Below are 25,775 nucleotides of genomic sequence, written 5' to 3'. Positions count from 1 at the left end.
TCATTCGCTTTTTGTTAGAGAAAGCGCCAGCCTGCCGTAGTGCAGCAGTTGGGTTCGGGTGAGCAAAGAACTCCTCAACTGCCGCCTTCAGCCCTTCAAAAACAACTGGATCATGGCAAGCGTAGATATATACGGATTGCTGAACTGATACTTCAAGATTGGACATTGCTAGACAAAGACTGTCATCTGAACGCAATCAAAGCTTGCTGAGTTCAGCAAGGTGGTATCCCACAACGCCTTGAGGAAATTCCCCAAGGCTCCATTCCAATCTCGCGGTAGATGATTGCCGCAATTGGAACATTTAAAGATTTTTTGTCCGCCTAATGAATAGTGGATATGCCCACAACGAGAACAAGTCTTACTGGTGAATTCTTCAGTGTGCCGGATCAAAACCGAGCCATTTCTGGTACATTGATGCTCTAACACTTGACTGAAGCGATATGGAGCAAAGCTCAACATTGACCGCGCCGTTTTGCTTTTGATTTTACGCACGGCGCGACAAACCATTTGAGATGTTTCGTAAGTTGGTAAGGCAATCACCCTGTAGTTCTTGGCCACCCAAGATGCAACTTGGCGGTGCATTTCATCCACAAGATTGCGAATCCGTCTTGTTACCCGCTTCATCTTTTGGGATAGCCGATAGCGCAGATGACGGTTCTTGAAACCTTTAGATAAATCCCTGAATGAACGGAGTTTATCTAACCATTGACATAATCTGACAATTCGATGAATGTCACCATTGCCAAACTCAATCATCTTCTGACCATCAAAACCTGTGAGGAATGTCCGCACACCAGGGTCAAAAGCAATGAACGCATCTTTGTTATTGTCAACGACTTCTACATCCTCTGGTAATGAAATGTAGAATCGACTATGTTTATATGTGACTTCTGGAGTATAAGGATTAGAGATTGGGCAAAACCTGACACCATTATCAACACACTCAAACGCTGGTAGCTCACCCCAGTACTGCGGTAGCAATCGACCTTTGTTTAAATCAGATGCAATCTTAAACTGTAATGTCTGCGATGAGTCACGAATAGAGCGAAACTTGGCAATCTTCAACCCAGCTTGTGGATGTGGCTTTTTGTCTTTACCCTTACTAATAGTTTTGGGATGGCGCTGTGTCGTACTCCACGCTGAGTATGCCTCCATAACAGCTTGATCCAAAATCGCTGCGGGTAGCTCATTTTTTAACCAGTCTGGTCGGATGTGGGCTTTAAAAAAGGTCTTGAATGCTTGTTTTCCTGTGCCTCCAATCCCTGTTCTGTCAAATCCCTGCTTTTGATTGAGGTAGGCTATTGCCATGTTGTAGGTTTTACGATTCAGCCTTACCCACTTCATTAACAATTGCTCTTGTTCTAGTGTTAATATCATCCGGTATTGCGTGCAAACCTTTACGGATTTCCTGTTTGTATTTTCTGAGTCCGTACAGTCGGCAACTGAAGACATGGATGATTGCCAGAATATCCTCAACCATTTCTCGCTCTGGAGATAACTGAGCTTGGTTGAGAACCACGAGTTCACAATTGCATTTTTCGCACAACCATTGGATGAGTTTAAATCCAAATCTGCATAATCTGTCTTTATGGCAGACCACAACCATTCTGACATCGCCTGCGAGAACTCGTTCCAGTATGGCAAGTAACTTTTTTCTTCGGAAGTTGAGTCCGCTTCCGACTTCTTGGATGACTTCACTACTGGGGTAACGAGCGACAAGAAACTGTATTTGTCTTTCCAGGTCAGACTGTTGAGTGTGGCGAGAAACCCTGCCCTAGAGGATGATTGCTTTGTCTGTTCTTTGAGTTGGTAGGACGGAATCAATGTCATATCTCCTCTGTCCGTTTGGGGTTCTGATTGTCTTAATCTTTCCTGATTCTTCCCCTCGCCGCAGTGTTTTAAGTGTTACTCTAAACACTGATTGTGGCTTTCTGGCTGGGACATAGTAAGTCATTACTACTTTTGTATTAATACATTTATACTAGCATGAAATGTCCAGCAATGTTTAGTTAAGTACAGTTAATCGTTAACTAGAGATCAACTTCATGCACTTTTATTTCGTGGAGTGGCTCAATGATTATTTTCTTGCCAAATCCAAGCAATTTCCCCATCCACAGCAATCAATCGGAAGCCGTAGCCATCAACTGTTCAAAAATCTGTGGGTCTTGCTCCTCAATCAGCAACGTTAAATTATGGTGCAGCACGAGAATGATGAGCCGTCTAATTATTGACTATCGAACATTGAAAACATCAGACCCTCACCCGCACCAAGTCTTCTTCTCGCACCAAAGAAAAGCGATTGGTCATGGTGGATGATGCAGAAAAACTAGGTGATGCCAACTCCACCAGATAAAACCAGGACTTTTCGATTAACTCAATCCCCAGAATTAGCCTTTGCTTTGTACCGCGATCGCCAAATTGCAACAGTACCCGCTCTCCCAACACGAAAGAAGGTTTTTTCACAGTGCTGGGTTGTATATTACCGGTGGCAATAATTTGATCTTTTGTGGCGTAGATGAAGTCATTTTTGATCTCAATAATGTAATTCCAGCAATCGCCATACCACTGCACTCCACAGCAGTAGCCAAATGTTCTATCAGTTTTGAAGTAGACTTTTTCAGATAAATTGATTTCAACCGGGGGAATTTCTTGACCCCAAGGTGGGGATAAAAACCAACATCTTTCTAAATCTGTGATTTGTTCTGTCATACTTTTTTACCGAACAAATAATTAATGGTTTGGGAATCAAGAGATGCAATCCGTTTTTGGATTTGATGTGGTGGATTTTCTAGAAACTCTTTGAGATGAGAAATGCTAATCTCGTAATATTTTGGACAACGCTTGTTTGCCTTGAGCCAGCCCCGGTTAATCCAAAGACGGACGGTAGATAAATTGAGGTGCAGAATGTTGGCTATTTGATGGCATTTGTAGTTATGTGATTCGGATATTTGTTTACTCATACGCCTCTACCCGTTTTGCGTAATAATCTGTGCGCTGATAGATACAAAATCGACTTGAGCAATATTGAAATCAGTTGCTATTTGACCACTGTTATATCGACTAACAATTTCTTCCTTGATTGCTTCTTGGGTTAACTCATCTGGGATATCTACGTGAGCTTCACTAGTGATGGTTTCAACGACAGTAACGATGACTTTCATGGTTAAATACTGTGTACTTAATAAGTAGGAATAAGAGCCACAAACACTCTGATTTATGACTCCTATAAATGTCCCTAAGCCGTCCCAGTCGTACCCCCTTGTATTTGCTGCATCCATTGATTAATTGCTGTTAATTCATCATCCCCATTTGCTACAGCATTAATCACTTGTTGATATGAAGACTCAGCTTCATTAGGGTTATCAATGTAATTAGCAGCCCAGGCGAAACACATATTTTTGATGAGAGCATCCACTTTACTTACAGGTAATTGCCCTGGGCTAGTCGCATCTTGAAATTGCAGAAACTCTTTGACTAAATCAAGCGGATAATCTAACAAAGTGCGAATATACTTCACCCGCAAATCCTGGGGATGCGGGGGCTGTTCTGGTGCTAGTCCAACAGATGAAGATATGCCCCCTAATCTTGATTGAATTTCAGCAATAAGTGATGCCCAATCAGCATGAGGATTCCATTCACGGCGTATTCTTACTTTTGTTGCTGCATCATATAATCGGCAAAACACAACGTTCTCGTCTCCGGCTGTAGCAGCAATAATTAGAGGTTTGGAAAAGTCGTAAACTTGAGATGCTGCGAGTAAAAATGTCTTCGCAAAGTTGGTTTCAATGCCAGTGCGGATGATGTAAACTTCATCTGCGGCAATAACAATGTCAAGCTTAACGTTATCTTTCCCCCTATACTCTTTTGCTGTTACTCGCAGTTCTGACAAGTAACCAGTTAAACCTTTCTGATGCACAGGTATGGTTTTTTCTTTCTCAATGTCGAAGTGATACCAGAGATAAGATTCACCACTTAACTCCCCATTTTTTACATATAGATAGAGGGGTTCTGGTGGATTGCATAGACCTAGTTTGATTTCGTTATTCATTCTTAACCTCTAAAATTTGCTGAGTATGGGAAAATACAAGTTCTGCTAGAAGATTCTATTGCTAACTGCGATCGCCTGAAATAAGCACTCGTTCAGGCGATAGTTTCTTCTAATCAAAAGCCTTGGTAGTAGCAGCAGATAACTGTTGCTCGTTCTCTAGCTCATATTTGATATAGGACAGTGCGGTTTTAGCATCACCAATTGTTAAATCTGGGTAGTATTCCAGTTTGAGAAAGTCTGGATGTTTCTCAATTTGGGATAACAAATATTGAGTGACACTAACTAAATCGATTAGGCTAACTTCACCTTCGCTCATGACACTATTTCCTATTGCTTGTACTTGTTGATAATTAAGAGTCAGGAACCAAAATGTTTATGATTTTTAATTGCTTTGGCTCCTGAATACTCCTTACGTTTGCTCGATAAGTTCCAACACAAAACCACAGATCAACAATTCACAATTCGCAGTTCGCAATTTGTAAATCCAATTCATCAGTTATTCAAGTTACAAGTCAAAACAAATTGCGTTGTGCAAATGAAATTTAGGCTATAAATTGAGGATCATCTTAATTAAGCCAAGTTCTTGCTGATAATAATTGCGAATTGCGAGTTGCGAATTGCGAATTGGTTTGAACCTCCACGGCAACGCAAGGAATACAACAAATTCGTAGCAGTTAAATCAGAGGCGTTTTTCTTTGCTTTAGCCATCGCTTGACCCTCCCCTGATCACTGCTAATTGCTGTTGAAGTCCTTTGATTTGCTGTTGATGCTCTTCAACTTCCGCCTGTATCTGCGCCTGAAGTTCTGCCACAGAAAGCTGTTGGATTTGGTCATCGAAATAAGACCGGACTTCTTCAGAGTTTTTGTCAGTCAAAATAAAATAACGCCAGCCTGCACCGTATTCATGCGCCAGTAAAGTATTGACTGGGTAGTATTGGATGCCGATGATCAGCCCTTGCTTTGTCCGTTGACCAAGGGTGAATCGTGGGTAATCCCAGCCTTGGGGTATGCTGATGGTGGGTTGCATATTTGTGATTAGTGATGATAAAGGTATGAAGGGAAGCGATCGCTCATCGAACAAAGAGCGATCGCCATACGTAAGAATTAAGCCGCGACTAAATCAGAATGTGGCTGATACTCCAAAAGCCTCTGCCAGTCGTGAGCCGTTAACATATCAAACGGCAGGTCTAGCAATTGTTCGCAGTCCATAGCTTCAATAGCATCCACCATTGACAGCCAATACACAGCATCCATCGCGGAGTCACAGGGTATTTTTTCCTGGGATTCTCCGGTGCGGATAACCCACCATTGGTTATCTGTGCAACCGACTTCTCCCAATCTCACATCACTGCGATAAATCCCATCGTCCAACAGTTCCAGCCCGTGCTTCTCGCATTCATCGGCAATTTGCACCATGATTTCATTGCCAGTGGTACAGGGTTCTACAAATGGCTGTTGTACTGGTAAAGTGCCTTGCTGGTATTGCTGTTTCACATAACTGTGGCATCTGGCGGGTGTTGTGTCGCGGAAAATCTCGATGTTGTTGACCAGGACTCGCCAGTATAAGTCTTCGTGATTCTCTGAGTCAAAGCTGATACTGGCTACTAATTCACCATCAACGAGGGCTTCGTGATCGTAGAAACAGATTTTGGAAATTGTGGGGACTTCTGGAATTTCGCCTGAGACTGTTGGGTTGAGCGTCCCGTCCTTGTGATGCCAGTCGATGAAGCGGAAGCACCATGCTTGGGTATTATGACGAAACTTTTCTTCACCGTTAACCATGACCACCCAGCGTTGGGTTACGAAGTCGGTGTTGTCGTATGTAATATATGCGATGAGTCGTTTGCCTGCGTAAATTTCGTAGTGGTGGCGGTTAATCTCGACTGTGGTTAGGTCTTCTGGTGCTACGGCTTGGGCTTGGTCTACGATGTGCAGGTCGAGTTCAGCTTGGGCTAGGGTTTGTTCGCTAACAGGTTGCTGTCTATGTGCAATGTAGGTCATAATTAAGATCCTTACTAAAGGGTAAAAGGCGATCGCAGAAGTTGTCCAGACCGAGCGATCGCCTTTGTTTTTAGGTACTAATGTTGTGGGGAAGCCACAACGCACTCACACAAATTTGGCGTAGCCATAAAGTCAAAGCCAGTAAGTAAGAATTGAGTCTTATCAAGACACGGACACATTGATGCAGAAGTTTATTATGGATTGCTTCTGGTTGGTCTGATGCCTTAATGGCACTTAGTTTTCAAGGTTCTGTCATGAGTGCGGTTTTTGTTTATCGCAGAGGCATTGCACTGTTATCCTCTGTCGTAATTATTATCCTACGTCAGCCGTAGGGTAAAGTCAAGCATTTAAAATAGTTTTTACTACTTCTGGAGTAGTTTATTTAAAGCTAATCGTAGTTTTATTTATATGTGGTATTGTGTAGTAATTAGATTTCAAAAGCCGATTTATCTATGCAACGTGGAGATTAAACTAATGGAGGTGTTATATGGGCAAGCGAATGATTGCTTGGAGGTTAAACGAAATAATGGCAAAGAAAAGGATCAGGAATAAAGATTTAGCAGCAGCTTTAGGAATTGACGAAAATTCCGTTCACAGATTAAGACGAACGGATGAAATGCCTCGATTAACGGCGGAAAGGCTTAATGGCCTTTGCATTGCGCTTGAATGCCAACCAGGAGATTTAATTGTCTTTATTCCCGATGACGATACAAACAGCACAATTACAGGAGACAAACCAAACAAACCTAAACCTATTCCTGTCAAAGAATACTTAAAATCTAAAGTTGAGAAATCCCAAGCAGAGGATATAGCAGCATAAAGCGATCGCCGCCGGCAAGCAACGCGATCGCCTACTCAAATCGTTAGACAACAAAGTGAGCTAACTATAATGCTGACACATTTTTGGTGTAACCCCAAGATCAGCATCAATGTTCACTTTGGTTATGCGTGCGCGACTGTTTTTGTGCATTTACCAAATAGTGAGCAATCATTATGCTGACACTAGACCGTGAAACAACATCAGCACCCAGCTATAGTATTCTCAACTCCGGCATCAAAGAAACGTTTACTGCCATTGACCGTTTTGAGTGGCAGGCTGTAGGCGAGATTCTCCAGATGCGTGATCAAGAACTTTACCTTGAAGCTGGCTACGCTGATTTTAAAGAATACTGCCAGCGTGAACTATCCGCCTGGGGTGGCTACCGACGAATCACCCAACTGTTGGGTGCAAAGAGAGTTATCGACACAGTAGGCGAACTGGGACAGCACATTAAGAATGAGCGTCAAGCCCGTCCCTTGCTTCGTTTAGCCAAGGAACCAGAGAAACTAAAACAGGCTGTGACGATCGCACTTCAAGAGAATCCCTCACCCAGCGAATCAGACTTTGCTGCTGCGGCTCAAAAAGTGGTTCCCCGGCTCCCACGTCAAAAAACTCAGGAACCAGTGGTTCCTAAAATTCAAGAACCAATGGTTCCTGAATTTGCCACAGTCAAGGTTACGTCACCAACTCACCACAGACATGGAGAATCAGGAACAATCGAAGCAGACCCCCCGAACCACTGGCAGCAGATTGTAACTTTTGCTGATGGTACTAAGGAACTGCTCAATAACGCCGATTTGGATGCCAAGAGTGTTCCTTTCCCCAGAGAGAGAACACTTCCCCCAGAATACGCTGAAGCGATTGGCGCACTCAAACAGCAGCACCAACAGGAACTCGAACGGCTGGAACAAGAACTGAGGATTGGTATACAGTCTGAAGCCAACACCAAAGCCGAGGAACAAGTTCAAGAACAACTGACCGCATTACAAAACCTGTTTCAGCAACAAAAGGAAGAAAACATCCGGCTACAGCAACGCTTGGACGAGATGGAAGCCTTGAGGCAGTTGGAATACGATAACCAACAACTCAAGCAGCGTATTCAGGAACTAGAAAATGCTGTACAACAACGTCCTGCTCAAGAATGGGGCAATACTCTTACCAAACAGGCGACTAAAGCACTGAACAAAGGGGTTAAACAAGCTCTAGATAAAACTATTGACTTGCGATTGCTGGCACAAGAACCACCCAAGGAAAACGCTCAGGAGTGCTTACGGCTCATGGGTATAGCTTTGGGGAATCTTGCCAGCGCCATGAACAACACCCAAGCTCTGCAAGCTGCGGCCTTGATTTTGGGAAGTGAGCCGACACCATCTGCGATCGCATATCGTGCCGAACAGTTGCAACTCATTCCCCAAGCAGTGAGCGATATTCGGGCGGTGTTATCTAAACCTGGGTGTACATGGATGGAGTATCTTGCAGTCGCCCAAGAATACGAGGTTATCAAAAACGACTACTGGGCAGAGTTAACCACAGAAGAGACAGAGCTAATCACCGCTTTGGAGAAAACCGAATCCTCACTCATTGCGGAACCAATGGTTCTTGAAGAAACCCCTGCCGAGTCTGGTTCTTCTGAAGTGATTGGCCTTGGTTCTATCGTTGCCCATGCCGACATTTACTGTGCTTTGTATAACGCCAGGGGTGAAGTTATTGAGGATTTGGGTGATGAGGTTTGGGTGGCTTGGGAGCATTGGCAAGACAAACCGAAAAAGAATGACCGCTATTTCAAAGATGAGTTGCGCCTGTTGTAAGCCGTAGATTGTGATTTTTTAGACATCGATTGCCGAACGCCCACAAAACAAAAACCCAGCCTGAGCGTTGGGTGAGAGTTCCATGCGTCAAAATTTGGAGTCAATATGAATGCAATCACATCAGCCCAATCTAATACTGATAGCCCATTTGACCAAATCAGAAAAATTGATGATGACGGTACTGAGTATTGGTTAGCCCGTGATTTAATGCCTATTTTGGGTTATCAGCAATGGCGAAGACTTGAAGATGCCATAAATAGAGCGATCGCCGCTTGTAAAAACATCGGTCAAGAGAGCGAGAACCACTTTTTGCCAATGCCGGCAAAAAGTACTGGAGGCAGGCCGGGAGATGATTTCAAGCTTTCTCGTCATGGTTGCTACCTCACAGCCATGAATGGGGATTCACGTAAACCAGAGATAGCAGCAGCGCAGAATTACTTTGCAGTGAAAACCCGTGAGGCAGAGTTAGCCCCACAGTCCCAAGAGTTATTGTCACAACTGTTAGAAACAATTGAACAGCAGAACAAGGTAATTGAAGCACAAGGTCAGGCGATCGCACAACTGCAAGCGCAAGTTCAAACCCTGCTGCCACCATCATCTGACTTCATTCCCCCCGGCTGGGATGCCGAAGTATGGCGATCGCTACCTCCACAAGATCAACGCCACTTTCGTTTTTTGTACCGTCGCCGTCGTTTCCGCCCCTCCCAGCAAGGTCAAGCGGAACCAGTGGCACTCCCCGCCATCAGTACCGAGCAGATGAAGCAGAATCAACGCTCTGAAGTAGCGCAGTTAGTCGGTGAAGTATCGCCCGAAGAAAAACAACGGTTGCAAGCCGCGAAACTCCAAGCACTTCGAGAATTTTGGTCACAAGCTCCAGAGGAAGACCAAGAAAATATGCCGTTTTAGAACTTGAGTAATTTAGACATTGAGTAAAAATATGACTAGTAAATTAATCACTCCAGAATCCCCTCTCTTGGTTCCGCCACTATTAGCCGTAGAGATTGGTTTAACCGAAGCAATGATACTCCAGCAGATTCATTACTTCTGTCAAATCTCCAAACACATCAAACGTGATGGTAGACGCTGGTTTTGGAAGACGCTCAAAGATTGGGGCGAAACTCTACCGTTTCTCAAGCCTTCTGCCATCAGACGAGCGATCGCTAACTTGAGGGACAATTTTAAGTTGATTGATGTCTGCCGTCATAGTGAAAAGACATGGTATCAGGCGAACTGGTTCACGGTTAACGTCGAGAACGTACAAGCCTTGTGGAATCGCATTTGTCAAAATCAGCAGATCGATGTGAGCAATTTGGACATATCGATCTGTTCACACACAGCAGATCATAACAAAGACTTCCCTCTCAAAGACTTCACTTCACAACAACACAGTGCTGTTGAGTTTGAAAAAAGTGAGGAAGTGAAACCGGAGATTTTGGAATGCAAGCAGGAAGTGATTTGTCAAACCCCAGAGTTAGAGTTATCCCAAGTTACTCACTTCGTTGATGAACCAGAACAAGATGACTCGACTAGCAAGACAGACCATCATGATGGCCATTCTTCCGCCGCCGTGTCAAGCTTTCATAACGAAGACTCTGGTGATGATTACACTGATCTACAAGAAAAGTCAGTACAGCCAAGTCAACAGGAAGTGCAGGAAATATTGCAGCAGTTGAGGGAGATTCCTTGTACGCCAAAGTTTCGGCTTAATGGGGAGATTCAGCGTACAGTTAAGCGGTATTGGGCGAATGTGCCGGGGGCGATCGCTTACTTGAAGGAGGCAGTGCGGACTTGGAAGGGGATTAAGTCACCGGAGGCTGTGTTTGTGGCTGCTTGCAGGGAAAGGAGGAAACCAGAAGCACAACAGGCTAAGTCTGATGCGATCGCTTGGTTCGACTGGGCAAGGCAGCAGAGGATTGTGATTGCGATGTCGGGGGAAGTTGTGTATACGGCGGATGGTGAGGCAGTGGCTTTGGCGGAGATGATGCGGCGGTATCCGGTGATTGAAGATGGCAGAACAGTTGCGCGAAAATCCTGGGGATGAGTTTTTGAGCGAGTATTGGGCTGATGATCCAGCTTTGCGGATTGTGATCAAGAAACTGGTGGTGAAGTGTCCGCAGTGGGGGTTGGTGGCAGTCGATGGTGTGGTGCTAAAGTGGGAGGAGTAGCGATCGCTATCAAAAATAAAGAGTGTACTTTAGCAGATGCTCCTACTTTAATGCTGTAAAGATCCGTTACTATTTTCTATATCAGCTTTGATGTCTCAGCGTTTCAATTTGCATCTGCACGATTATTTAGCAAAACTTAATTTTGTTTCAACATTACTGTATAGCATGATAAAAATTTAAGACTGTAACCAGTGAAAATTTTCATGTGAGCATAACTGTATGTTTGAAGGGCAAGATAGCTTCAGTTTGGAGCCTGATACTCTAAATATTTTATCGGCAGATAAACCTCTAAGTGACCCAAAAGATGACAAATTAGGTTATGCTCCATTCGCCAAGAATCTTGCAGAAAGCATCTGCAAAATGTCTCCGCCAGATGGATTAGTGATAGCAGTTTATGCCCCTTGGGGTTTAGGTAAGTCAACTTTATTAAATTTTATAATACACTACCTCAAGCAAAAGCCTGAGCAGGAACAACCAATAATTGTGCCGTATAATCCTTGGTGGTTTTCTGGGCAGGAAGACCTTACTAAAAGCTTTTTTGAGCAATTATCAGGCGTATTATACGAGAAATGGCAATCCCTTGGGAGAAAATTTAAAAACCAGATAGAAAGTTTTGCAGAGAGAGTTTCTACAGTTCCAGGTTTATGGACAAAAGGTTTTGCTGCAACAGTAAAAACAGTCATTAGTCCAAAGGATATACATAAATTAAAACAGGAAATAGAAGAAACACTAAAAAAGCAGCAAAAACGTATTTTAGTTGTTATTGATGATATAGATAGATTGACTGCTGAAGAGATTAGACAACTGTTTCGGGTAATTAAAGCAGTTGCTAATTTTCCTAATGTTGTTTATCTTTTACTTTTTGATAAAGAAGTTGTTATCAAAGCTCTTGAAGAAATACAGAAAATAAATGGAGAAGTTTATCTTGAGAAAATTGTTCAGGTTTCTTTTGAACTGCCCCTTCCTGATAGAATACAGCTTTCCAGATTATTTGATAGCCAACTAGACAAAATAATTTCTGGTACTCCAGAAGAACTATTTGACCAAAAATATTGGTTAGAAATTTATTGGCAAGGAATAGAGCATTTTATTACTACACCTCGTAGTATATTACGTTTAGCGAATACCTTGATGGTGACATATCCAGGAGTTAAAGGAGAAGTTAATTTCGTTGATTTCGTTGCTATTGAAACTATTAGGCTGTTTTACCCAACTGTATATAATATTATTCGTAATAATCCAGAATTATTCACTTTTGGGGTTAGATTTTTAACTGTACCAAGGATTATAGACGAAGAAAAAATAAAGGAATTTCATAACACTTGGATTAATCAAATTAATGAAAGAGATAGAAATGCAGTCAAATTTATATTAACAAAAATTTTTCCAAAATCAGGTAATATAAATATAACTTTAGGAGATAATTATTTTCAAAATAAACGAAGATATCTTCATATATGCAGTGCAGATGTTTTCCCTGTTTACTTTCGTTTAGCGATTCCTGAAGGTAATATATCTATTTCTGAAATGCAAGCTATATTAGCTTTAGCAAATAATTGTCAGGCATTTGGAGCTAAACTGGTAGAATTATCTGCCCAGATGCGTCCTGATGGTATAAGTAGAATTAATGTTTTTCTAGACCGTTTAAGAGATTATGTAGATAAAGATATTCCTTTAAATGATGTAGAACCTATTTTACAGGCTTTTTTTGAAGTTGGAGATCAACTGTGGGACATTGAATATGAGAACAATTCTTTTGTTTCCATAGGTAATGAATATGAAATAGAATTATTAATAAATCAACTTTTGCAAAGAATTGAAAAATCAGAAAGAGGACAAATATTAAAAAAAGTCATATTTAACGGTCATGCAATTGCAACAATAGTACACCAAGTTGTATCTCTGGGGTCGCAGCATGGAAAATATGAATATAGAAGAGACAAGCCTGAAGCTCAAAGAGTTGTAAATACACAACAATTAGAAGAAATCGAGAAGCTTGCTTTGGATAAAGTACGAAATGCTGCACAACAAGAAAGTTTACTTAAAGCACCTAAATTGCTTCATATCCTAGCTTTTTGGCGTGATTTAGCTAATGTAGAAGAAGTAAATCAATGGATAAAAGAAATTCTTAAGGAAGACCAAAAACTAATTTGTTTGTTAGAAAACTTTCTTACTATTGCACAAAATGATATGATTTTTCCTCAATGGTTATTGTCTGACTTAAGCGCAGATGAGGTAATTGCTAGAGTTCAAGATTTAACTGAACAAAGCAGATTAGCAGAAAATTTGAAGATATCATTAAATAAATTTATAACAAAATACAAAATGATGCAAGAATAAGAAAAGCTAAATCATCCATTTGCTTCAAAAACTACTTTAACTATCCGTAAAATAATCTGAATCAACTTTCTTGACTTCATATACAGTAAATGGCGTAACACCAACATTATTTTCAATCATTAACTGAGTAAGCATTTCACCATCAATCAGAACAATCTTGCTGTCAATTCTTGAAACATAGTCTTTAGCTTCATTTGTAAATGTTGATGTTGTTATAAACACACCCTTTTTAGCTCGAAACCCTTGCAAAGCACCAGCAAACTTTTGAATTTCAGGACGACCTACAGAATTTTCCCAGCGTTTAGCTTGAATATAAATCACATCTAAGCCAAGACGGTCTTCATTGATGATACCGTCAATTCCACCATCGCCACTACGCCCTACTGTTTTGCCTGCATCCTTGCGAGTACCACCATAGCCCATTTTGACTAATAAATCGACTACCAGTTTTTCAAAGAAAGCAGGAGAAGAATTTTTAATTATCTGTAGTAAATCTGATGCTAATTCTTTTGTCAGCTTTTGAATGGCAAGCTCTACATCTTCTTCTGGTGTGCGAGTTGTATTGATTTCAGTCCCACTACCATTAGATGTGCTTTCCTCTGATTGTTGAGTATAGTTTTGAAATTCTAGAAATTCTGGAAATTGTCTTAAAATTTTAGCATTAATCTCAACAGGATTAGTTTTAATTGTATCGATTCCTCTATCAGTTATACGGAAATAGCCTCGTTTAGTTGACTCCACTAATCCTGCTTTTTTTAAATAAGTACGCGCCCACCCTACACGATTATTAAAAGTTGGTTGACGGCCACTAGGCAAGAGTTCTTTTCGTTCATCTTCAGTTAATTGGAAGTGATCTGCCAAAGCATCAATTGTTTCCTGTAGTGAGTGTTCCTTCTGGTCGGTGGTAAATTTGAGTAACGGTAGCATTATCGCTTGATAGTCAGGGATGGGCATACAGGCTTTTCAGTAGGAGTAAAATCTTACTGGAGAATAGCAATTTATACTTAAGTTGGCAACAGACTTCAAGGCTTCCTGTCTACACAAGCTCAACAAGCTTATAAGTAAGCCAGTAAAGTTATTGCTCTTACGCAGAAGTCCTGATCTAGCGGATAGTAATCAAGACCAGATGCGATGATGCCCCACCAAAAGTGCGATCGCTGCCTGAGCCTGTAGATAAATCAGTACAGCCAAGTCAGCAGGAGGTTCAGGAAATATTGCAGCAGTTGAGGGAGATTCCTTGTACCCCTCAGTTTCGGTTAAACGGGGAGATTCAGCGCACGGTCAAGCGGTACTGGGAGAATGTGCCGGGGGCGATCGCATATTTGAAGGAGGCAGTGCGGACTTGGAAGGGGGTTAAGTCACCGGAGGCTGTGTTTGTGGCTGCTTGTCGGGAGGGACGGAAACCGGAGGTGCAGCAGGCTAAGTCGGGGGCGATCGCTTGGTTTGAGTGGGCGAGGCAGAAGCGGATTGTGATTGCGATGTCGGGTGAGGTGGTGTACACGGCGGATGGGGAGGCTGTGGCGTTGGCGGAGATGATGCGGCGGTATCCGGTGGGGGAGTAATATGACTTTGTTCGCAACAGGATACTGAGAAAATTAGTGACTATCGCTATAGTAAAATACTACTTTACTTTACAGTACAAATTGGTAAGAATTTGAACAGTCGCACATACTTATTCACTTAAATGCACTGGGTATTAAGGCGAATCATTAAAAGTTTGTGACTAAAGGTAAATATGATGATTACCTTTCAAAACAAATTGGTATTCTTGGTAAATAGGGCTATTTAAAAGTATTATCCAAAACATGACATTAGAGCAAAGCCAGTATTTATTGAGTCAAGATTTATTGGAATGGTTAAAAGATATTAAGACCATTACTGATGATGAGAAAAAAGTAGAAGCACTGACCAGCTTTGTTGCCGAGTTACTGCCATCAAAGTCAACGGTACTGCAACAAACTCTTGACATTGCAAAGAGCTTGGACGAGTTTGACCAAGTTAAAAAAGTTATAACTGCTATTGTTACTTATTTACCCGAATCTGAGCCAAAAATACTACAGAAAACTTGCAAAATCGTCCAGGGGATTCAAGATGAAAAACTGCGATCAGAAGCTTTAATTACGATAGCACCTCACTTGCCTAAGTCTCAACCGCAATGGATACAAGAGGTTTATAAAATAGCCCAGAATATTGAGAATAATTATTACCAAGCTAAAGCCTTAGCTTTTATAGTTACTCAATTATCTATACCAGAGTCTACAGAAATATTAAAACAGGCTTTATTAGTAATAGAGAATCACGAACGACCTTCAGAACTAGCAGAAACTTTAGCCGCTCTTGCTTCTCATGTGCCTAAACCTCTAAAAACAGAAGTGCTAACACAGTCCCTTAAATTTGTACAAAACATAAAAGTTGATTATTTACAAGCTGAAGCTCTAACTGTTATCACTAGCCAAATAACCGAAATCAATCCACAATTATTACAAGAACTCTTGTCAATAACGCAGAATATTAATTACTATGCTGGAGTTGAAGCTATAGCTTTTATCACCTCTAATTTAAAGGAAATTGATTCAGAGATTATCGAACAATTTCTGACCATAGCACAAAATATTAATAATGAATTTTACCAAATCAAAGGATTAGCTACTATTGCTCCTCATGTAAATGAGCCTCGACGTAGAGAGATTTTAAAAAAAGCTCTTGATTTAGTAAGAAAAACTAGAGGTAGCACTGACTTTATAAGTGTTGAAAATATCACTTCATTAATAAATCTTGCTGCTCTTTTAGATAAAGATGAGCGTACAGAAGTTTTTCAACAAGCTTTGGAAGCATTACCAGAAAAGATAGAGAATGGAGTTAATATTTTTTCTATCATTGCTCCGCAATTAACTGAATTTGAGCCTCAATTATTAGAAAAGACCCTTGAGATAGTAAATAATTTGGAACGTGGAGATTATCAACGTGAAGCTCTAGTTGCTATTGCTCCTTACTTACCTAAATCTGAACCAATATTGCTACAGCAAGCTCTTGAAATAGCATACAAAATTGCCAATGAAGAATATGACAGAATAAAAGCCTTAGCTGCTATTGCACCTCACCTAAAAGAAACTCAATGCAATGAAGTTTTATATCTTATTTTAGAAAGAATTGAAAATATTTGGCCAAATTTCATAAGTGGCGTAAGCGAAACTTTAGTTTTTATTGCTTCTTACTTATCTAAATCCCAGTCAAAGCTGTTACAAAAAGCTTTTAATATAGTTCAAAATCTTGAATTTGGTTCTTATGACCAAGCTATAGCACTGGTAGCTTTAGCTCCTCACTTATCTAAATTAGAACCTCAGTTATTGCAACAAGCTCTTAAAATAGCGATAAATATAAAAGAAGGTGCTAGTAAAGTTGTTGCCTTATTTGCTGTTATACCTCACTTACCTCAATCGAAATCACAATTATTAGAAAAGGCTTTTGAAATAATACAAACAATTGAATATGATAATGCCCGATCTAGAGCTTTAGTGGCAGTTATTCCTCACTTGTCAGATTTTGAGTCACATTTACTAGACAAATCACTTGAAATAATTGAAAAACTTGTTTCTACCTATGACTCTGCTAAAGCACAAGCTCTAGTTGCTGTTGCTCCTCAATTACGTAAATTTAATCCAAGTTTACTACAAAAAGCTCTTGAGATAGCTAAAAAAATTAATAGTGATGAGCAAAAAGATGAAGCTTTAGCCGCTATTGCTTATCAACTTTCTGAATCTGAACCAGAATTATTAGAACAATATCTTAAAATAGCTCAAAATACATACTATCATTCACATCATAAACATCGAATTGCTATTATTCCTTACTTAAGAGAACCGCAACAAACAGAATTTTTGCAAAAATATTTTTCTGCAACAGCTTCTTCTTTAGCTTCTGCTGCACCTTGTTTACCTGAACCCAAACGCTCAGAAGTGCTACAAGAAGCCCTAAAAATGCTTTTAGATGCTAACTATAGCGATTTGTTACGGGCTAACGAACTTAAAATTATTGTGCCTCTGTTGAGCAAAACTGAACAAAAAGAAAAGGTTATTGAGATAGCAAAGACAATAAAAAATGACACTTTTAAAGGTGCTGAAATCTTAGCTTTTGTCGCTACACACTTGTCTGAATTTGATCAGGTAAAAATTTTTTTTTTAGAAATTATTGAAAGATTAAAAGCGATTGAGAATGATAGCAGCAAAGCTAAGGCTTTAGCTGTTGTTATCCCCTATTTATCTAAATCCTCACCAGAATCGTTAGACAAAGCTTTTGAAATTGCAGAAAATCTTCAGTATCAATCTTGCCAATTTGATGATTTAGTGACTCTGGCAACTCACTTAAAAGAACGTGAGTGTATTAAATTGTTAGAGCAAGCTCTTGAAAAAGCAAAAGATATTGATAGTGAGTATCAGCAAGCACAAGATTTTGCATCTATACTTTCTCAATTACCAAAATCTGGATCTGGATTACCATTACTTTATAAAATACTTGAGATAGTAAAAGCAACTGAGAATGAGTTACAACAAGCTAATACTATTGCTGCAATTGCTCCATATTTACCCTCTGAAGCCCAAGTTATACAACAATTTTTAGATATAATATTTCAAATTAAGCAGAAACAAAATCTTATTAAAGCTCTTAATCAATCAGCCTTTCGTTTTCCTGAAGAAGTTGCTTCTCGTATTTCTAGCTATCAATTTTCTGCTGCCTTAGAAATAATTAAACAATCCAGAAATGATTCAGATAAAACTAAATTTATTAGCGCATTAGCTCCTCGTCTCTCTTCAGGGCTTATACCTACTGCATTACGTGTCATTACAGAAAATATTTTTCATCCTGCTTATCGAGCCGAAGCCTTTAGTAATCTAGCTCCCTACCTTCCTAGAGAACTGCGTAGAGAAACCCTGAGTTTAATAGAAAAATCAATTCCTGGACAATATCACCGGACACAAGCTCTTTGTAATTTAATTCCACATTTATACATCAGTCAAATCCCACAAACTGTAGATATAGTAGAAAATAAAATTCAAGATTTAACTTTAAAAGCCTGTATCCTTAATAATGTAACTATTAATTTAAGGAAAGGACATAAAAATAATTTATATGAAACGGCTGAAATTCATTCAATTATAAGTAAAATATTCAGCTTAGTTAAAAATATTATTACGAATGAACAGGATAAAACTAAAATCTTAACTGAGTTAGTAACTTTACTACCTGACCATGACAGAAACGGTATTTTTGAAATTATTTATAATCTGAAAGAAGAAGATTATAAAGCTCAAATTCTTAGTGCTTTATCTCTATTACATAATTTGTCTAAAGAAGACTCGACAAAAATAATAAATTTAGCTGATTCTTTTAAAAGTCAAAGTGCCAAATGTAAGGTTTTAACAAATTTCTGGACACAAGAATTAAGCGATGAAGAATTTGATAGTATTAGCTCAAACATTGTAGACATAGCCTATGTTAGCCCAATTCTTTCTGAAAAAACAGAAATTTTAACGGACTTGGCTCTGTATTCTCCACAAAAACAGCATAAAGCATTGAGAGCTATTCGAGAATTGAATATATCATATTTACAATACAAATATCTTGAACGTTTAGTTCCTTACCTCCAGCCAGACAATTTTTTAGAAGCGCAAAGTATAGCCCAAGAGATTCAAGAAGAGTATTACAGAGTTAAAAGTTTAATTGCCTTAGCTTGTAAATTCCCTCAAGTCCGAACAGAAGCTAAAAGACAAGCACAAGATTTTAAAAATCAAACAGAAGATTTTGTACCACAAAAAAATTATGTGCAGGGGTTTGAACTTTTGTGTCGTTTAGCGATAGAAGTGCCTGAGATATTACCTGAGATTTTAAAAGATTTAGAAAAAATAAAACCAAAAAAAGAACTTTTAGCAGAGAAAAATCAGTCAGAGTTAGAAAATTCACTTACTCAATGGCAACAACGTCAAATTTTAATTGTTCTTAAACCCCATTTACCTATCCGTATTATCCGTGAAATAGACCGAGAACAGACAAAAGGTAAAATCCCTAATGAACTTTGGTATCGCTCTTTAAGAATCCTGCGAAAAACTTATAGAGATGCTTTAATTGGAGGTAGCTTTCGCAATGATACTGACTTAAATGAAGATTTACTTAATCTTAAAGACGAAATTGATGCCCTTGCTAATATGCTGCTAATGCGAGATTTAGAACCACCTGTGGCTGTGGGTATTCTTGGCGGTTGGGGTGGCGGTAAATCTTACATTCTGCACTTAATGCAAAACCGAATACTAGAAGTTCGTAGTGAAGGAATTACGGAACAAGAAGCTTGGAGTGAAAATCCTAGTAGTGACGAACTTTACCCTTATGTAGGTCATATTTACCAGATCAAGTTTGATGCTTGGACATATGCTAAATCTGACCTTTGGGCTAGTTTAATGCAGACTATCTTTTTTGAATTAGATAGACAAATTAGTTTAGAACAACAGTTAATTAAGGTAGGAATTGAACCCTGTGCCGAAAATAGTGCAAAAATTTGGCAGGTTTTATATCAAGTTAGTGAAGAAGATAGAAACTGGTTTTTAGAACGAGTATTAACAGTAGAACAACTGCAAAATTTTCAAGACTCTAAACAGAAACAAGATTTTCCAGATAATCTCTGGCAAATATTCACTAAATCTCAGCGAGACTCTATTCGCTCTTATAAAGAAACGAAAGAAGAATTAATAAATAAGGAAAAGGAACTTCAAGTACGAAAAGAAAATCTACTTGTTAATTTAAGCGAACGGGATAAAGACCTGCAAGAGCGATTAGCAAATGCAGAGCAAAGATTACAGATTAGGCTAGATGAAATAGTTGCAGACATCAGAGAAAAACAAAGTAGTGAGGTGAAACTTGAACCTTCTGATAACGAGAAAAAAATACATTTGATTTTAGGATATTCCGCAGTTGTTCTTGAGCGTACTTTAGGTGATCAAGGCTTCAATAAAATTTTTGATGAAAAAATACAAGCAGAAGTTAATAAAAAGATTAACTTAAAAATTAATATTAAATCTGATGATATTACTAAAGTTAGTTCTTGGCTAAAGGGAGTAGTCACAGTAGCGATTAGTAATAATTACCAATCCATAACATTATATAGTGTTAGGGAATGGGCAAAGAAAAATAAATTATTAATTATTATATTTTTTGTTTGTTTACTATTAGCTATCCTTCTACCTGCTGGCATTCAATTTTTTAATAATCTTGGAAGTTCTAAAGTTATAGCGCAGGTAGTGGGCTTTTTTACACCTATGTTACCAGCGATCGCAACTTTACAAGCCTTATGGACAACAGGTAAGAAATGGTACGATGAGACTCAGCTTGCACTTAATGAATATAAAACATCATATGAGCAAGCGTTAGAGGAAAGAGTACAAAAGTTAGTTAAAAAACGTGAGGAAGAAATAGAAGAATCTATCCAGGAAGGAATAGAAAAAGCCATCCAGCAAGATGAAAGACTCATCGAAGTTAATGAAGAACTTGCATCACTCAGGAATGACAAAATTAATGATGTGGAAACAAAAATTGCCAATGAACAAAAACAAGCTGAAGAAAATGCAAAGATTAGGCAATTAGAAGGCGAAGTCCTTGAACTTAGAAATAAATTAGAAAAACAACAACAAGAACTACCAGAAAATATCTATGCTTCTTTAGGTGAGTTTATCAGCGCTCGCATCAATAATGGAAGCTACGAAAAGCGACTAGGAATTATGCACCAAGTCAAACAAGACTTAGCTGCTTTGAGTTACAAGTTATTACCACCACCAGCAGATAGTAAAGATTACGCTGCTAAAATCGACTTTTTGAAAAAAGCTTTTCCACGCGGGCCAGCAAGAGTCATATTATATATTGATGACCTAGATCGCTGTTCTCCTGATACAGTTGTCCAAGTTTTAGAAGCAGTACAACTCCTGGTCAAAAATCGCTTGTTTATTGCCGTAGTTGCTATTGACGAACGCTATATCAATCGCGCTTTAGCAAAATATTATCAAGGTGTGCTTTCTAGTCAAGGTCGTCCTTCTCCTGCTGACTATTTGGAAAAAATTATTCAAATTCCCTATCGGGTTACTTCAATTGCTGACTCAGCCTTAAGACAATATCTTAAATCTCAAGTAGCTATTCAAGATAGTGGTATCAGTGGTAATAAGTTTAATGAATTTTCACCAGAAGAATTTAATATCTTAGTGCAGTGCTGTCAAGAAGTAGATTTATCTCCCAGAAGTCTCAAACGACTTACCAATGTTTATAAACTATTTAAAGTTCTCAATCGCATCCAAGGACATAAATCTTCTGCAAAAGAACAACAGGCTATTCTTGCTTTACTAGCTTTTTCAGGACGTTATCCTGATTTAATGCGCGATCTATTGAAAGATATTGAATCTCGTTACGAAGAATATCGTAATCAGCCAATCAATGATAATCTTATAAATTTTTTCCGAGAATCTTTACAAAAACATGAAAATAAATATAAGCATCATTCCTATCTTTATGAAGAGTTAAATAAACTTCGACATGATATAGACAAAGTAATTCCAGATAACTTAACATTAGAGGATATTAAACAAATATTTGATTTTGTCCGTCGCTTTTCTTTCGTTGGTGATATCGGCTATGATGTTGATTATCAAAAAGGAGTAAATTTCTAGTTTCCTAATTAGGAATTAGGGATTGCAGAACTTTGTCCACCAGAATTTGAATAGCTTGAGTATAATTTCGCTTGCACAGTTAGCAAATAAAATTAACATTTTTGAGATAATACTTCTGACGCGGGTGTAGTTGTTTGTCAGTTCACTTCTAAAGCCCCCAACGCTTTTAAAGTGGCGATTTGGGCTTGGCTCAGTCCTACCACCTCATTAATAATCATGCCTTCGTATGGACGGGCTGGCCTCAATGTTTGCCAGCACTCTCCTGTAGAAATATTCCAACATTTGATGGTTTCATCCCAACTGCTACTAAGCAAAGTTTTCTCGTCCGGGGTTAGGTAGAGTGACCAAACCCAATGGTCATGAGCTTGTAGCGTAGCAAGGCACTCTCCTGTAGAGACATTCCAAATTTTGATGGTGCGATCGCTACTACTGCTAATCATGCGTCTGCCATCTTTGGTGAACAAAATACAGATGACCTGGCTAGTATGACCAGAGAATGTACGCACACAAACCCCTTTGCCAATATCCCACAACCGCACCACCGAGTCATCACCACCAGTAGCAAGATATTGATTATCCCTACTCACAGCAACTGCCCAAACTCGGTTAGAATCTGCTTCCCAAGTCTGAAGGCAATAACCTGTTTCCACATCCCACTGTTTAACTAGCTTTTCATAACCACTACTGAAGAGAGTTTTGCCATCACAGCTAAAAGCAACTGCCAGGACAGAACCCGGATGTCCTTGTAAAGTTTGCAAACATTGCCCAGAAGATACATCCCATATCTTCACTGTATGGTCATAGCTACCAGAAGCGAGTAATTTATCATCAAGGCTAAAAGCAATTGCCCACACCCAACTACCATGACCATGTAAAGTGTGTAAACATTGCCCTGTATGCGGACTCCACAGTTTAATAGTACGGTCTGCACTGCCACTAGCAAGCAATTGTCCTGTTGAACTGAAGACTACAGAAAAGACACGATTGCTGTGTCCTTGTAGTATGCGAAAAGGGTGAGTATTTACATTCGATTTGTGCGGGGAATGAAGATTAAGATCCCAAAGTTTGATTGTTTGGTCTTCATGCCCACTTGCAAGTAAACTATGTTCCCAGTTATGAGCAATTGTATAAGTCGCATTGCTATGCCCTTGAAAGGTTTTGATACATTGTCCAGTTCCTAACTCCCAAATCTTAGCTGCATGATCATCACCACCACTGACAAATAAATGCCCTTGGGGGTGAAAAGCCACTGACCAAATCCGATTTGTATGCTTTTTGAGCGTATCTAAACATCTGCCAGTTTTTCTATCCCAAACCTTCACGCTTTGGTCATAACTACCACTGAGAAGTAAATTATCTTTGGGGTTGAATGCGACTGAGGTAACAACTCCTGTGTGTCCCTGTAATGTCATCACACACTTTCCAGTATGTATATCCCATAGTTTGACATTTTGATCAAAACTGCCACTGGCTAATATTCGCCCACCCGAATTGAAAGCAATTGTTTTTACCCAGTGTTGATGTCCTTGGAGAGTTTTTAGACAGCATCCACTTTGTAATTCCCATAACTTGATTGTGTTATCTTCACCAGCCGTGGCTAAAATTTGTCCTACGGGATGAAAAACTACACTCCAAACGCAAGCATCATGTCCTAAGAAAGTTTGTAGACATTCGCCTGTATCTAAATCCCAAACCTTCACGCTATGGTCATAGCTGCTACTAGCCAGCAGTTTTCCTTCAGGGCTAAAAGCTACTGATGTGACAATGCTAGTGTGTCCATGTAGTGTATTGAAGCATTCTCCAGTAGTTGTGTTCCAAAGTTTGATTGTATGATCCTGACCGCAACTAGCTAAAACTGGTGCTACAGAGCTAAAAGCAACATCCCAAATCCAACTATTATGTTCTTGACAATTGAATAACTGTTTACCATTGTTAACGTCCCAAATATTAATTACGCCACTGGTATCACTGGTAGCTAGTTGACATCCATCTCGACTAAAAGCGACGCTAGTTATTCCACCAAAGGTAGCAGCAAAAACACAATCTCGAAAAGTTGTTTGTGTAAAGTTGACTGCGTGTAAGTTTACTGTGCGTAAATCACACTCGCGCATATCTAGACCAGAAAAGTCATACCCAGTTAAATCAGTGTCTAATTGTGCTAATAAATTTAATAAATTACCGCCACCATACCCCACTGTTTCTATAACTTTACTTTGCAACTTTCTAATCAATCTACCCAGTTTCAGATCTAGTTGATGAACAGAACCAAGTGTTATTTGTAATTGCTTGAGAATAGGGCAGACAATCAGATTAATTTGACTATCGCGGATGTAATCCTTTGCTTGGACTTGCATCAAAGCATGGGTGAGCAGGTATTGTGGTGATTCGGTGATTATTTCCTGACAAACTTGCTCAACCAAACTGTCTGTAACATATTCCATCACCACAGGTTGCTGTGTGAACTGCCCAGTATTGCTTTCTATCAAGCTACGCCAGCGTAATGACTCTAGGGTTTCGATTAACTTGGGCTTAGACAATGGAGATGTAAAGGCTGTTTGTAATTTGGTTGAAGAGACTTTCTCTCTATTAATTGCTAACCAATACATTAGTTGTTGTTCCAATGTAGACAGTCGCTGGAATTGATCCTCTAGAAGATGACCTATGCCTTGAAAAACTGTCGTACCTTCGCTTAAGAAATTAGCAATGCTACCTTCATGCAAATCCCGAATTGAAGTAGCAGCGATTTTCAACGCCAGTGGATTACCACCGTAACACTCAACTAATTGACGAGTTTGGTCTTCGGAACCTGATAGCCCTTTGAGTGTCAAAATTGTTTGCCCGGCTGCGACTTCTAACCCTGATAAAGCCAAAGTCCGAACTGGTAAACCGTCTCCTTCAAGGGCGGCAATTTGGGCAGGTTTTTCCCGACTGGTAATCAGGACACAGCTTTGATGTTGCGTTTCTCCTAAGCGCCACAACAGTTCACCATAAGGTTCATAGCCCTGACGGTAACTACCTGCCCGTTTACCGTCCTGCAATAGGGTGTCAAAATTGTCCAGAATTAGCAAGCAGCGAGATTTACGCAGATATTCGATTAAATAAGTAATTTGTTCATGAGAGGAAGCAGGTAATGTTGTAACTTGTTGATTAGACAGAATTTTGATACATTCGGTCAGCTTGTCACTAAAAGAAGGTGCGTGGCGTAGCGATCGCCAAATCACATACTCGAATTGTCCTTGTAACTGTTGTGCTAGCTTCACCGAGAGTGCAGTTTTACCTATACCTCCCATTCCTAGCAGCGAGACTACACGACAGTTATCTTGTAAAACCCATCGACTCAGGGTTGCTAAGTCATGAGTACGTCCGTAAAACTGGGAAACGTCAATTGCTTCTCCCCAGTCTGTGTAGTTTGCCAAAGAGGGCAACTGTAAGGATGAGGATGGATTAATGCTATTTTGTTTAGCAGCTCGCTTGAGAACTGTGTATAAATTCTTTTTTGTGACTTTTTCACCTAAAGCTTGAGACAGCGATCTCCACAGTTCTGAGCCAACATCTTTGATATAACCAAGGTCGTAATCTGACTCTAAAGCAATGTCTGAGTACGTTTGCCCTGCCCAACACTGGCGAAACACAATCTCTTGAACTTTTGTTAAGCGTGTTCCTGATAATAATTGCTCGACTAGAGCGATCGCTTCTTCAACCGTCATTCAGCACGTAAAAATACTAAGTCAACTATGATATTCGCACTATAGTTTTTATTGTTTTAATAAGTTTACGTAAATTTACCATAAAAGCCGACTTTTTTCCGACCTTTTCTGACCTTTTAACTGTAATCCCAGTAGTAGAATTTGCGGATGGAAAGTTTCCACCAAAGAACCTGAGCTAATTCTCCTC

General features: G+C 39.6%; 18 protein-coding genes and 1 pseudogene. 8 read left to right on the top strand and 11 right to left on the bottom strand.

The genetic code is table 11. The features are described from left to right. Positions 1-168: 168 nt before the first annotated feature. The 9 genes and pseudogenes from ACN222_RS27535 to ACN222_RS27495 all read right to left on the bottom strand — a co-directional run bounded on the left by ACN222_RS27535 (position 169) and on the right by ACN222_RS27495 (position 6,154). Positions 169-1,344: an RNA-guided endonuclease InsQ/TnpB family protein gene (locus tag ACN222_RS27535; protein WP_231865606.1), complete on the bottom strand. Its 1,176-nt coding sequence runs from the start codon at positions 1,342-1,344 to the stop codon at positions 169-171. Then, positions 1,319-1,954, bottom strand: a pseudogene (locus ACN222_RS27530) (IS607 family transposase). The gene ACN222_RS27535 and the pseudogene ACN222_RS27530 overlap by 26 nt, the downstream one beginning before the upstream one ends. A gap of 296 nt (positions 1,955-2,250) precedes the next feature. Next, a complete protein-coding gene (locus tag ACN222_RS27525) occupies positions 2,251-2,709 on the bottom strand; it encodes a DUF1392 domain-containing protein (protein WP_010999701.1) in 459 nt (152 codons plus the stop codon). Then, positions 2,706-2,960 (bottom strand): hypothetical protein, encoded by a 255-nt coding sequence (locus ACN222_RS27520; protein WP_010999700.1) that lies wholly within the window; start codon positions 2,958-2,960, stop codon positions 2,706-2,708. Before ACN222_RS27520 ends, ACN222_RS27525 begins: the two co-directional genes overlap by 4 nt. Positions 2,961-2,966: 6 nt before the next feature. Beyond that, positions 2,967-3,161: a hypothetical protein gene (locus ACN222_RS27515; protein ID WP_010999699.1), complete on the bottom strand. Its 195-nt coding sequence runs from the start codon at positions 3,159-3,161 to the stop codon at positions 2,967-2,969. Between the two features lie 74 nt (positions 3,162-3,235). After that, positions 3,236-4,048 (bottom strand): hypothetical protein, encoded by an 813-nt coding sequence (locus ACN222_RS27510; RefSeq protein ID WP_010999698.1) that lies wholly within the window; start codon positions 4,046-4,048, stop codon positions 3,236-3,238. 109 nt (positions 4,049-4,157) lie between these two features. Further along, positions 4,158-4,364, bottom strand: a complete 207-nt coding sequence (locus ACN222_RS27505) for a hypothetical protein (protein WP_010999697.1) — start codon at positions 4,362-4,364, stop codon at positions 4,158-4,160. A gap of 384 nt (positions 4,365-4,748) precedes the next feature. Further along, a complete protein-coding gene (locus ACN222_RS27500; RefSeq protein WP_010999696.1) occupies positions 4,749-5,075 on the bottom strand; it encodes a hypothetical protein in 327 nt (108 codons plus the stop codon). A 77-nt stretch (positions 5,076-5,152) separates the two neighbouring features. Continuing rightward, a complete protein-coding gene (locus ACN222_RS27495; RefSeq protein WP_010999695.1) occupies positions 5,153-6,154 on the bottom strand; it encodes a hypothetical protein in 1,002 nt (333 codons plus the stop codon). A gap of 382 nt (positions 6,155-6,536) precedes the next feature. Between ACN222_RS27495 and ACN222_RS27490 the strand changes: the two genes are divergently transcribed. The 6 genes from ACN222_RS27490 (at position 6,537) to ACN222_RS27465 (ending at position 13,182) form a co-directional block, all read left to right on the top strand. Continuing rightward, positions 6,537-6,869, top strand: a complete 333-nt coding sequence (locus ACN222_RS27490) for a helix-turn-helix domain-containing protein (protein WP_044523605.1) — start codon at positions 6,537-6,539, stop codon at positions 6,867-6,869. Positions 6,870-7,042: 173 nt separating this feature from the next. Continuing rightward, positions 7,043-8,677 (top strand): hypothetical protein, encoded by a 1,635-nt coding sequence (locus tag ACN222_RS27485; RefSeq protein ID WP_010999693.1) that lies wholly within the window; start codon positions 7,043-7,045, stop codon positions 8,675-8,677. A 105-nt stretch (positions 8,678-8,782) separates the two neighbouring features. Next, positions 8,783-9,583, top strand: a complete 801-nt coding sequence (locus ACN222_RS27480) for a BRO family protein (protein ID WP_010999692.1) — start codon at positions 8,783-8,785, stop codon at positions 9,581-9,583. Between the two features lie 31 nt (positions 9,584-9,614). After that, positions 9,615-10,718 (top strand): hypothetical protein, encoded by a 1,104-nt coding sequence (locus ACN222_RS27475; RefSeq protein WP_010999691.1) that lies wholly within the window; start codon positions 9,615-9,617, stop codon positions 10,716-10,718. Then, the gene (locus ACN222_RS27470) at positions 10,684-10,842 is read left to right on the top strand and encodes a hypothetical protein (protein WP_158303730.1); all 159 of its coding nucleotides are present in this window, start codon (positions 10,684-10,686) and stop codon (positions 10,840-10,842) included. The genes ACN222_RS27475 and ACN222_RS27470 overlap by 35 nt, the downstream gene beginning before the upstream one ends. 219 nt (positions 10,843-11,061) lie before the next feature. Further along, positions 11,062-13,182, top strand: coding sequence for a KAP family NTPase (locus ACN222_RS27465; protein ID WP_010999690.1), 2,121 nt, complete (start codon positions 11,062-11,064; stop codon positions 13,180-13,182). Positions 13,183-13,218: 36 nt separating this feature from the next. Here the strand turns inward: ACN222_RS27465 and ACN222_RS27460 are convergent, their stop codons facing one another. Then, the gene (locus ACN222_RS27460; RefSeq protein ID WP_010999689.1) at positions 13,219-14,136 is read right to left on the bottom strand and encodes a restriction endonuclease; all 918 of its coding nucleotides are present in this window, start codon (positions 14,134-14,136) and stop codon (positions 13,219-13,221) included. A gap of 194 nt (positions 14,137-14,330) precedes the next feature. Here ACN222_RS27460 and ACN222_RS27455 point away from each other — a divergent pair, with 194 nt between their 5' ends. Further along, positions 14,331-14,744, top strand: a complete 414-nt coding sequence (locus ACN222_RS27455) for a hypothetical protein (protein ID WP_010999688.1) — start codon at positions 14,331-14,333, stop codon at positions 14,742-14,744. Between the two features lie 243 nt (positions 14,745-14,987). Next, a complete protein-coding gene (locus ACN222_RS27450; protein WP_010999687.1) occupies positions 14,988-21,881 on the top strand; it encodes a P-loop NTPase fold protein in 6,894 nt (2,297 codons plus the stop codon). Between the two features lie 137 nt (positions 21,882-22,018). Here ACN222_RS27450 and ACN222_RS27445 read toward each other — a convergent pair whose 3' ends face one another. Next, entirely contained in the window at positions 22,019-25,588 is a 3,570-nt protein-coding gene (locus tag ACN222_RS27445; RefSeq protein WP_010999686.1) for an NB-ARC domain-containing protein, read from the bottom strand. Positions 25,589-25,775 lie beyond the last annotated feature (187 nt).

The sequence above is a fragment of the Anabaena sp. FACHB-595 genome, from assembly GCF_048568275.1.
GTDB lineage: Bacteria > Cyanobacteriota > Cyanobacteriia > Cyanobacteriales > Nostocaceae > Trichormus.
This window is presented reverse-complemented; position numbering and strand designations above follow the sequence as displayed.

Bases quoted from the DNA above. Each gene is read 5' to 3' on its own strand.
- ACN222_RS27535 (WP_231865606.1), bottom strand. From the start codon at position 1,344: ATGAAGTGGGTAAGGCTGAATCGTAAAACCTACAACATGGCAATAGCC.
- ACN222_RS27525 (WP_010999701.1), bottom strand. From the start codon at position 2,709: ATGACAGAACAAATCACAGATTTAGAAAGATGTTGGTTTTTATCCCCA.
- ACN222_RS27520 (WP_010999700.1), bottom strand. From the start codon at position 2,960: ATGAGTAAACAAATATCCGAATCACATAACTACAAATGCCATCAAATA.
- ACN222_RS27515 (WP_010999699.1), bottom strand. From the start codon at position 3,161: ATGAAAGTCATCGTTACTGTCGTTGAAACCATCACTAGTGAAGCTCAC.
- ACN222_RS27510 (WP_010999698.1), bottom strand. From the start codon at position 4,048: ATGAATAACGAAATCAAACTAGGTCTATGCAATCCACCAGAACCCCTC.
- ACN222_RS27505 (WP_010999697.1), bottom strand. From the start codon at position 4,364: ATGAGCGAAGGTGAAGTTAGCCTAATCGATTTAGTTAGTGTCACTCAA.
- ACN222_RS27500 (WP_010999696.1), bottom strand. From the start codon at position 5,075: ATGCAACCCACCATCAGCATACCCCAAGGCTGGGATTACCCACGATTC.
- ACN222_RS27490 (WP_044523605.1), top strand. From the start codon at position 6,537: ATGGGCAAGCGAATGATTGCTTGGAGGTTAAACGAAATAATGGCAAAG.
- ACN222_RS27485 (WP_010999693.1), top strand. From the start codon at position 7,043: ATGCTGACACTAGACCGTGAAACAACATCAGCACCCAGCTATAGTATT.
- ACN222_RS27480 (WP_010999692.1), top strand. From the start codon at position 8,783: ATGAATGCAATCACATCAGCCCAATCTAATACTGATAGCCCATTTGAC.
- ACN222_RS27475 (WP_010999691.1), top strand. From the start codon at position 9,615: ATGACTAGTAAATTAATCACTCCAGAATCCCCTCTCTTGGTTCCGCCA.
- ACN222_RS27470 (WP_158303730.1), top strand. From the start codon at position 10,684: ATGGCAGAACAGTTGCGCGAAAATCCTGGGGATGAGTTTTTGAGCGAG.
- ACN222_RS27465 (WP_010999690.1), top strand. From the start codon at position 11,062: ATGTTTGAAGGGCAAGATAGCTTCAGTTTGGAGCCTGATACTCTAAAT.
- ACN222_RS27460 (WP_010999689.1), bottom strand. From the start codon at position 14,136: ATGCCCATCCCTGACTATCAAGCGATAATGCTACCGTTACTCAAATTT.
- ACN222_RS27450 (WP_010999687.1), top strand. From the start codon at position 14,988: ATGACATTAGAGCAAAGCCAGTATTTATTGAGTCAAGATTTATTGGAA.
- ACN222_RS27445 (WP_010999686.1), bottom strand. From the start codon at position 25,588: ATGACGGTTGAAGAAGCGATCGCTCTAGTCGAGCAATTATTATCAGGA.